The organism is Paraburkholderia sp. RL17-373-BIF-A, from assembly GCF_046030175.1.
Taxonomy (GTDB): domain Bacteria; phylum Pseudomonadota; class Gammaproteobacteria; order Burkholderiales; family Burkholderiaceae; genus Paraburkholderia.
In genome coordinates this window covers 1-8398 of record NZ_JARESO010000119.1, presented here as the reverse complement: position 1 = coordinate 8398, position 8398 = coordinate 1, and the positions used below count along the sequence as shown (strand labels likewise).

Annotated in this window: 4 protein-coding genes and 3 pseudogenes; 6 read left to right on the top strand and 1 reads right to left on the bottom strand. The window is 59.8% G+C overall.

The features are described 5' to 3' along the window. Positions 1-121 (top strand): annotated as a pseudogene (locus tag P0D80_RS47665) (IS3 family transposase); the annotation flags it as partial. A gap of 69 nt (positions 122-190) precedes the next feature. Beyond that, positions 191-889 (top strand): annotated as a pseudogene (locus tag P0D80_RS47660) (transposase); the annotation flags it as partial. Positions 890-1132: 243 nt separating this feature from the next. Here P0D80_RS47660 and P0D80_RS47655 read toward each other — a convergent pair. After that, positions 1133-1663: a hypothetical protein gene (locus tag P0D80_RS47655; RefSeq protein WP_408295107.1), complete on the bottom strand. Its 531-nt coding sequence runs from the start codon at positions 1661-1663 to the stop codon at positions 1133-1135. Between the two features lie 295 nt (positions 1664-1958). On the opposite strand from P0D80_RS47655, the pseudogene P0D80_RS47650 reads away from it, so the two are divergent. The 4 genes and pseudogenes from P0D80_RS47650 (at position 1959) to P0D80_RS47635 (ending at position 8287) form a co-directional block, all read left to right on the top strand. Beyond that, positions 1959-4958, top strand: a pseudogene (locus P0D80_RS47650) (Tn3 family transposase). After that, positions 4951-5298 (top strand): Tn3 family transposase post-transcriptional regulator TnpC, encoded by a 348-nt coding sequence (gene tnpC / locus P0D80_RS47645; RefSeq protein ID WP_408295104.1) that lies wholly within the window; start codon positions 4951-4953, stop codon positions 5296-5298. The pseudogene P0D80_RS47650 and the gene tnpC overlap by 8 nt, the downstream one beginning before the upstream one ends. Beyond that, on the top strand, positions 5295-6500 hold the full coding sequence (locus P0D80_RS47640; RefSeq protein WP_408295101.1) for a hypothetical protein: 1206 nt from the start codon (positions 5295-5297) through the stop codon (positions 6498-6500). The genes tnpC and P0D80_RS47640 overlap by 4 nt, the downstream gene beginning before the upstream one ends. A gap of 113 nt (positions 6501-6613) precedes the next feature. Then, positions 6614-8287 (top strand): site-specific integrase, encoded by a 1674-nt coding sequence (locus P0D80_RS47635; protein WP_408295098.1) that lies wholly within the window; start codon positions 6614-6616, stop codon positions 8285-8287. Positions 8288-8398: the final 111 nt, after the last annotated feature.

Sequence of the window (8398 nt, the reverse complement as noted above, 5' to 3'; positions counted from 1 at the left end):
CGTGGGCTGGTCCGTCAAGCCGCGCATGACGGCGGACCTCGTAACCGACGCGCTGACGATGGCATGGTTCCGTCGCCAGCCCGCGCCAGGTGTGCTGCACCACTCGGACAGAGGCAGTCAAGGCGGATTCAACCGGTCTTCGCAACACCTTTAATCGAGGAGGTATTGCATGGTGCGAAGTGCAAAGCAGGTGTATCGGTTGACCGGTCGAGCAGCGATGTATTCGCCGGGCGCGCCATCACTTGGAAACGAGGTCGAGCGTCGCTTTTGGAGACAGATCGCGACTGGCATTAGAAGCGAGAAGGCAGCGGAGGCGGTAGGCGCATCTCAAGCAGTGGGCTCGCGCTGGTTCCGCTATCGTGGCGGCATGCCACTATTCATGTCCCAACCTATCGCTGGTCGATACTTGTCGTTCCCTGAGCGAGAAGAGATAGCATTGCTCTCTGTCCAAGGCCTCGGAGTGCGCGAAATCGCTCGGCGTATCGAACGCAGTCCATCAACCGTTTCGCGAGAACTCACGCGCAATGCTGCAACGCGCAGTGGGTATCTCGAATATCGAGCCTCTGTCGCGCAGTGGAAGGCGGATCGATTCGCTCAGCGGCCGAAGCCAGCGAAGCTGGCGACTAATGAACGACTGCGTCAATATGTACAGGAGCGTCTGGAAGGCAAAGTTCATGACGCTGATGGCCGTGCAATTGCTGGGCCGAGGCAGGCACCGTTCAAGGGTCGAAATAAGCCCCATCGCGGCGATCGAACCTAGGTCAATGGCTGGTCGCCTGAACAAATTGCCAATCGGTTACAGGTAGATTTCCCGGATGATAAATCGATGCGCGTTTCCCACGAAGCCATTTATCAAGCGCTTTATATTCAAGGGCGCGGCGCACTCAAGGGGGCTGACAAGATTCGGTCAGATTGCTATCATAAGCCCAATGGTTATGAAAACGCCTCTGCTTATTCTATTGAGGCATAAAGAATCAGGCAGTGAATGCTTGCCCGAACTGCCGGACGTGGTTCGCCAAGTGCGTTCCAGGCTAACACGAGAAATGGCGGAGCCTTGCTGGCAAAGGTACTTCACGTTTCGTGTTTTACCCTGAAGTGAATCTCGCCGCAAAAGGTCTGAACGCGTGACCTCTCACCCGGTCATCGTTCGCAGCAAAGCCCGCATGACATCTTCCAGCGTGTCATGCCGGGGACCGTCAGTCGCCGCCGCGACGACGCGGAGCATGTCGCCTTCGAGCCTCGCCTCCCACGAAACGATACTGCGGCGGTCATCGGGAAACCGGGCCAGTTTTTCGCCGATCAGACGCTCGATGCCCTGTGTGATCTCATGTCGTATTTCGGGTGGGACACTTTTGTCGAATCTGATTTGCTCGCGCAACGCTTCGCTACGCTCGTCCTCGGGCAGGAGGCTGATATTCCATGCTGACACAATCGCCGTCAGCGCGCTCTGATATTCCTCCAGAGTCGGATCATCAGATACCTCCTCCTGAAGCATCTGTGCCAGGGGCCAGGAGATTTTCTGTTCCGGCGGCAGGTCATTGCGATCAAGAACAATAGCGTCAGAGACCCCAGACTGAACCGCTCCCCGTTGCAATGCTTCCAGGTCACGCGTGCCCAGCTTGCGGGCACGCGACGATGTTTTTCGCTGGCTGGCTTTACCCATTTTTCTGCCTCCTTCGCTCTGGTTCTGAATCCGCGAATTATAGCGGGCTGCTGGGACGTGCTCACGAGTGCGGAGTTCGCCGCGCTGGGATGTCTGTATGGTGTGATGGCGGCGGCAGAGGAATGCAAACACCTGATGGGCTGAGCTTCGCAAGCAGGCGGTGAGATCGGGATATCTGTATGGCATCGCATTTTTAAAATTGCAAATTTATTGCATAAATCGGCGACGGTGCGATGGTTTTGCTAAGTTTTTTTTGCGCTACACTGGCCGGCCCATTCGAATTTGAAAATCCGGTATGGCCACCATCGAACGCACCGCGTATCCGCGCTTCCCCAAGGTCTTTTCGGCTGCGGAGTTGTAAGCCTTCTATACGCCGGACGTTGAAGAGCTGGAGTGGGTGCGTCGCAACGCGCGGGGGCAATCTTCGAGATTGGGGCTGCTGGTTCTGCTGAAGGTCTTTCAGCAGATGCACTATTTCCCCTTCGTCGACGTTATCCCCGCCGCCGTCATCGAGCACATCCGGTCGAGCGCGGACATCGGGGCGGAGGCCGAGTTTAGCTACGACAGGTCCAGATCGCCCGCGTTGTTTCGTCACTCCGTAGCGATCCGGGAGTTTCTCGGCATCCAGTCCTATTACGGCACCGATGCCAATGAAATCGCGGTGCGTGCGGCACACGAGGCCGCCGAGACGATGGACCAGCCGGTGGATATCATCAATGCGACCATCGATAGCCTGATCCAGCAGCATGTCGAACTGCCTGCGTTCTCGACGCTCGATGCTATCGTCGAACAGGTTCACGCCCGAACTCAAACGGCGCTGTTCCGGCGTGCCTCGCGTCGCCTCACTGACGAGGACAGGACCCAGATGGACCGGTTGCTCAAGCGTGAATTCAACCAGCGCCAGACGGCGTACAACGCCATCAAGCGATACGCGTTACGGCCGTCGCGCAAGCACATCAGCCTGCTGATCGAACATCTTGCCTGGCTCGAGGGTTTTGGCGACTATACCCACGTACTCGAGGGGATTCCCGCCGCAAAGCTGCGTTCCCTATCGACGCAGGCGATGAGTCTGGATGCAGCGAATCTGAAGGAGACTTTGCCCGAGCGGCGATATACCCTTGTCGTCGCACTGCTGCATCAAATGCGCGTGCGTGCCCGCGACGACCTGGCCGAGATGTTCATTCGCCGTATGGGCGCAATCCACAAGCGGGCCAGGGAAGAGCTTGATCAGATCCAGGCACGTCAGCGCGAGCAGATGGAAAGCCTTGTTGATACGCTCGATAGCGTCGTCAATATTGTCGACGAGAACCAGGACGATGCCGAACTGGGTGCGCGGGTTCGCCAGTATCTGGCGCCGTCTGGCAGCCTGGAATCCTTGCGCGAAAGCTGTGCTGAGGTCCGGGCGTACAGCGGCAGGAACTATCTGCCACTACTTTGGCGGCATTTCAAGGCACATCGGTCAGTACTGCTACGCCTGGCGCGTGCACTGGCGTGGGGTTCGACCACGCAATCGCAAACCTTGCTGAGCGCACTGGAAGCCGTCTTCGAGAGTGAGTCGCTTCATCGGGAATGGCTCAATGTCGAGATTGACCTCAGCTTTGCCTCGGATCGCTGGCGCAAGCTGGTTTGCCGCCCGCGTGAGAAGGGCGCGCCAACAAACCGGCGCTATCTCGAACTATGCGTGCTGTCCTGCATGGCGAAGGAGCTACGCAGCGGAGATCTGTGCGTAGCCGGCTCGGACGCCTTTGCTGATTACCGCGATTACCTGTTACCGTGGAATGAATGCGAAAAGCGTCTGCCGGGCTACTGCGAGAAGTTTGGCATGCTGGACAACGGCGCTGGCTTCGTGGCCCATCTACGAAAATGGCTCTCTGATGCGGCTCGCCAACTGGACGAGCGTTTTCCTGAGAAGTCGGAACATGTGATCATCAACAAGGCCGGCGAGGTTGTCGTGCGTCGCACTACCGCCACGATCATTCCGGAAAGCGCGGTGGCGCTGCACAAGGCGATGGTCAAACGCATGCCAGTGCGCAATCTGCTGGACGTGCTGACCAATATCGAGCACTGGACAAATTTCACCCGGTATTTCGGCCCGCTCAGCGGCAACGATCCGAAGATCCGCAATGCTGCCGAGCGGTATCTGCTCACGATTTTCGCGATGGGGTGCAATCTGGGCCCGACCCAGGCAGCGCGCCACATGGGGGACAAGATCACGCCGCATATGATGTCGTTCGTCAACCACCGACACCTGAGCCTGGAACGACTGGAGACCGCACAGCGCGAACTGATCGAGCTTTACTTGCGGCTGGATCTGCCCAAACACTGGGGCGATGGAAAGACAGTGGCCGCAGACGGCACGCAGTACGATTTTTACGACAATAACCTGCTGGCTGGCTATCACTTCCGCTACCGGAAAATGGGGGCGGTCGCTTACCGGCACGTCGCCGACAACTACATCGCGGTCTTCAGGCATTTCATTCCGCCAGGCATCTGGGAGGCAATCTACGTCATCGAAGGTCTGCTCAAGGCCGACCTGAGCGTCCAGGCTGATACGGTGCACGCCGATACCCAGGGACAATCGGCTGCGGTGTTCGCCTTCACCTACCTGCTGGGAATCAAGCTCATGCCGCGGATTCGCAACTGGCAGGACCTCAAGCTGTACCGTGTGGACGCCGCGACCCAATACCAGCACATCGACGGCTTGTTCACGGAACCGGTTGACTGGGAGCTCATCGAGCGGCACTGGAAAGATCTGATGCAACTCACCCTGTCGATCCAGTCGGGAGCGATTTCGTCGCCCTTGCTGCTGCGCCGTTTCGGTGCGGCCAGTCCACGAAATCGCCTGTCATTGGCGGCAGAAGAGCTTGGCAAAGTGGTGCGCACTGTATTCCTGCTCGAGTGGCTCGGCAGCAGTGAACTGCGTCAGGAGATCACTGCCACGACCAACAAGGTCGAGTCCTACAATGGCTTTGCCAAGTGGTTTTCATTTGGTGGAGACGTGTTGCCGGTCAACGACCCAGACGAGCAACAGAAGCGCCTGCGCTATAACGACCTGATGGCGTCGGCCGCAATCCTGCAAAACACGGTGGACATGATGCAGGCGTTGCGCTCGATGGTGAAGGATGGCATTGAGGTCAATCCTGACGACATCAGATTCCTGAGCCCCTATCTCACGAGCAACCTGAAGCGCTTTGGCAAGTATGAACTGGATTTCGGGCACGTCGAGGGCTGGATACGCGAGAGCCTGTTCGCCGGACCGGTCCGATCCCTTAGGAAACCAAAACACCATGCCTGACACTGAGACTCCCTATGGCGCCGTCGATGCCGACGCGTTGCAATCGCTGCAGCAGCGCTACGACACGCTCGCCATCCAGCAGGCAGTCGACCTCTTCGACACGATCCGGGTTCGCTGCGGCCCCGATGGACTGCGCGACGATCTGTTGCGCCTGCACGGCATGGCGCATACCGTCATCAATGGCGCGAGCCTGTCGTACTCAACGGATGACCTCACGCTGGTGGAGCAAACCGATTGCGTTCTCGAGGAACTGGAAGACTGGATGACGGTACTCGACCGGATGATTCTCGCCCTGCGCCCCCTGCAGGATTTGCGATCCCAGACTGACGATCCACTATGAAGCTCGCCGCGTACAAATGGCAATTCGCCCAACGCTTTCGTCGAAATGCTTTCGGCTGGCGCTCGGACGCACCGATCCAGCGCATCAAGGAGGCTCTCGCTGAGATCAGGCTAATGGCGCGCAGCGATCCGGTGCTCGCCGCTGAAGGCGCAGTAAAGTTTCTGGAGAAAGTCTCGCCTGCGCTCGAACACGTCGACAGCTCGTCCGGTGCGCTCGGCACCGCCGTGAACCGGGCGATCGAGGTGCTTGTACCACTCATCGCAGGCGCGCCGGTCGATGCAACCACGCGTCAACGCTGGCTCGAGCGGCTATGGGAGGCGATTCAGGATCAGGGCGTCCCCTATATCGAGGCCCTAGCGGACGAATGGGACAAACTGTGCGTGACGAAGGAGATCGCCAATACGTGGGCCGACCGCTTCCTGTCGCTGGTTGAGCGCGTCTGGGCCGAAGGCCCCGGCGGATACTTCGCGGGAACTCCGATCTGCCTGGCGTCGTTGCATGCGGCGGGAAGGTATGCGCAACTGGTCGCGCTGATAGATCAGGCTCCGTACAGGTTGTGGCATTACCGGTGCTGGGGCGTCAAGGCACTGGTTGCAATGGGCAAGAAGGCTGAAGCGCTTGCCTATGCGGAAGCAACGCGAGGTCTCAACAGCCCGGATGGACAGATCGCGCGGGCTTGCGAAGCGATTCTGCTGTCGTCAGGTCTTGCTGACGAGGCATACCGGCGCCATGCGCGCGAAGCCAACCAGGGTGCCACTTACCTGGCCACATTCCGGGCCATCGCAAAAAAGTATCCGCACATCACGCAGGAGACCATTCTGCGCGATCTGATTGCCGCATCACCTGGTGAGTCAGGCAAGTGGTTCGCCGCGGCCAAGGATGCAGGCTTGTTCGATCTCGCCATCGAACTGGCCAATGCCAGTCCGACCGATCCACGGACGCTCACGCGCGCTGCCAGGGACTTTGGGCAAAAGCAGCCGGAATTCGCGATGGCGGCAGGACTCGCCGCGTTGCGCTGGATCTCGCGGGGCCACGGCTACGAGATCACGGAGATGGATGTACTTGACGCAAGCCGCGTAACGTTGCAGGCAGCTGTGCACGCTGGCGTCGATGCTGAGTCTGTCAGGGAGATGATTCGCTCGCAGACTTCCGGCCTCTCCCCGCAGTCCGACTTTGTGAAACGGTTCCTGCAGGCTGTTTAGCACGGAGACGCGTCGTACCAGATGCTGGAAGGTCTGGTTTTCACGACTACTCCAGAGATAAATCTTATTATCTCTGTAGCACCATCCCGGTACAAAACTCCATTTACTGAAAAATGCCCCGACACCTGCCCACGCCCGGCGGCTTCCCCGATACCGCCGCTCTCGCTGCACTGCGCACCTGGTATGAGGGCGCATCCTCGCGTGACGCCGCCGGCCGGTACCTTCGCCATCAGCTCAGCCATGGTCAGTCCGCCCGTAGCGTCATCAGCCAGGTTCGCCGGCAACTCACGCTTTACGCCCGCAACCGGCAGCGCCCGGATCTGGCCACGTTGTTCGAATGCCCGGCCAGCATACGTACGCGCCACGCGAGAGCGGCCACTCAGGCGGTCGAGTTGCTGCGCACGTTGCCCGTGCCGGCTCCGCAGATCGGCGACGACATTTCATGCTGGTTACCTGATCGCGCCGTGCGCACCCTGTACGCGACTGGCATCCGGACCCTGGCCGATCTCACGGTACGCATTCCGCGTCGCCGGCAGTGGTGGAGCGTCATTCCGGGTCTCGGTCCTGCCAGCGCCGGGAGGATCGAGGCCTTCTTTGCAGCACACCCGGCGCTCACCGAGCGGGCACGCGCCCTGATCGTCGCGGATCAGCAGTCAGTTGTGACGCCGTGGGAACAACTACGTCTACCTCACGAGGTTGACGGATCTGCCGGCGCCTTCCGTGCACCGGCGTCGACCTGCATCCTGGGCGTTGACAACGATTACGATGCCATCCAGGCGTGGCTTGCGCTGCATGAATCTCCAGCCACGCAGCGCGCCTACCGCAAGGAAGCTGAGCGCCTGATCCTTTGGGCTATCGTGGCGCGCGGCAAAGCATTGTCTTCCTTGACCACGAGAGATGCCACCGACTACCGGGCGTTTCTGCGCCGACCCACGCCGCGAGAACGCTGGGTCGGACCACCTCGGCCGCGCACGTCGCCGGACTGGCGTCCGTTCGTCGATAACCTCTCGGCCCGTTCGATTGCCCATGCGCTTGCCGTGCTCAGCGCCATGTTCCGCTGGCTGGTCGAGCAGCGCTACGTCGTGGCCAACCCATTCTCCGGCATCAAGGTACGCGGCAGCAAGCGCGCCATGGCCCTGGAAACCTCGCACGCTTTCACCGAAGGAGAATGGATACTGACACGCACCATCGCCAACGGGCTCGAGTGGTCATACGGCTGGCAGGCGCCCGCTGCGCAACGGTTGCGGTTCATGCTGGATTTCGGCTACGCAACGGGACTGCGGATCAGCGAACTGGCTGATGCCACACTGCGCAGCATCCAAGTCGACGCTGCCGGCGATCACTGGCTGCACGTGGTCGGCAAGGGCGGCAAGCCAGCCCGGGTTACCCTGACGCCGCTAGCGCGCGCAGCGCTGGAGCGGTATCTGCAGGAGCGGGGACTGCCTGTCAGCCGCGCTCACTGGAATCCGACCACGTCCCTGATTGGCAGCCTGGACGACGCCGATGCCGGCATCAAGCCCTTGCGTCTGTGGGAAGTCATGCGCCGGTTTTTCCGGCTCGTCGCGCAGATTATCGAGAACGACCATCCGGTGCTGGCTGAAAAGCTGCATCGGGCCTCGCCGCACTGGATGAGGCATACACACGCGACCCACGCAATCGAAAAGGGTGTCGAGCTAAGTGCCGTGCGGGATAACCTGCGTCACGCCTCAATCGGGACCACGTCGATCTATCTGCATACTGACGATGTCAAACGCGCGCGGCAGTTCAGGGAGGCATTCAACGCCTGAATTCTTTATTCTGGTACAGCATAAACGGAGCGAACATCATAACCTCAAGGCTTATGATAGCAATTTGACCGGATCTTGGTCAGCCATGCAGCGGAGTTTGTTGTCGCCCTT

Excerpts from the sequence above, each read along its gene's own strand:
- P0D80_RS47655 (WP_408295107.1), bottom strand. The coding sequence starts at position 1,663 with ATGGGTAAAGCCAGCCAGCGAAAAACATCGTCGCGTGCCCGCAAGCTG.
- tnpC (WP_408295104.1), top strand. The coding sequence starts at position 4,951 with ATGCCTGACACTGAGACTCCCTATGGCGCCGTCGATGCCGACGCGTTG.
- P0D80_RS47640 (WP_408295101.1), top strand. The coding sequence starts at position 5,295 with ATGAAGCTCGCCGCGTACAAATGGCAATTCGCCCAACGCTTTCGTCGA.
- P0D80_RS47635 (WP_408295098.1), top strand. The coding sequence starts at position 6,614 with ATGCCCCGACACCTGCCCACGCCCGGCGGCTTCCCCGATACCGCCGCT.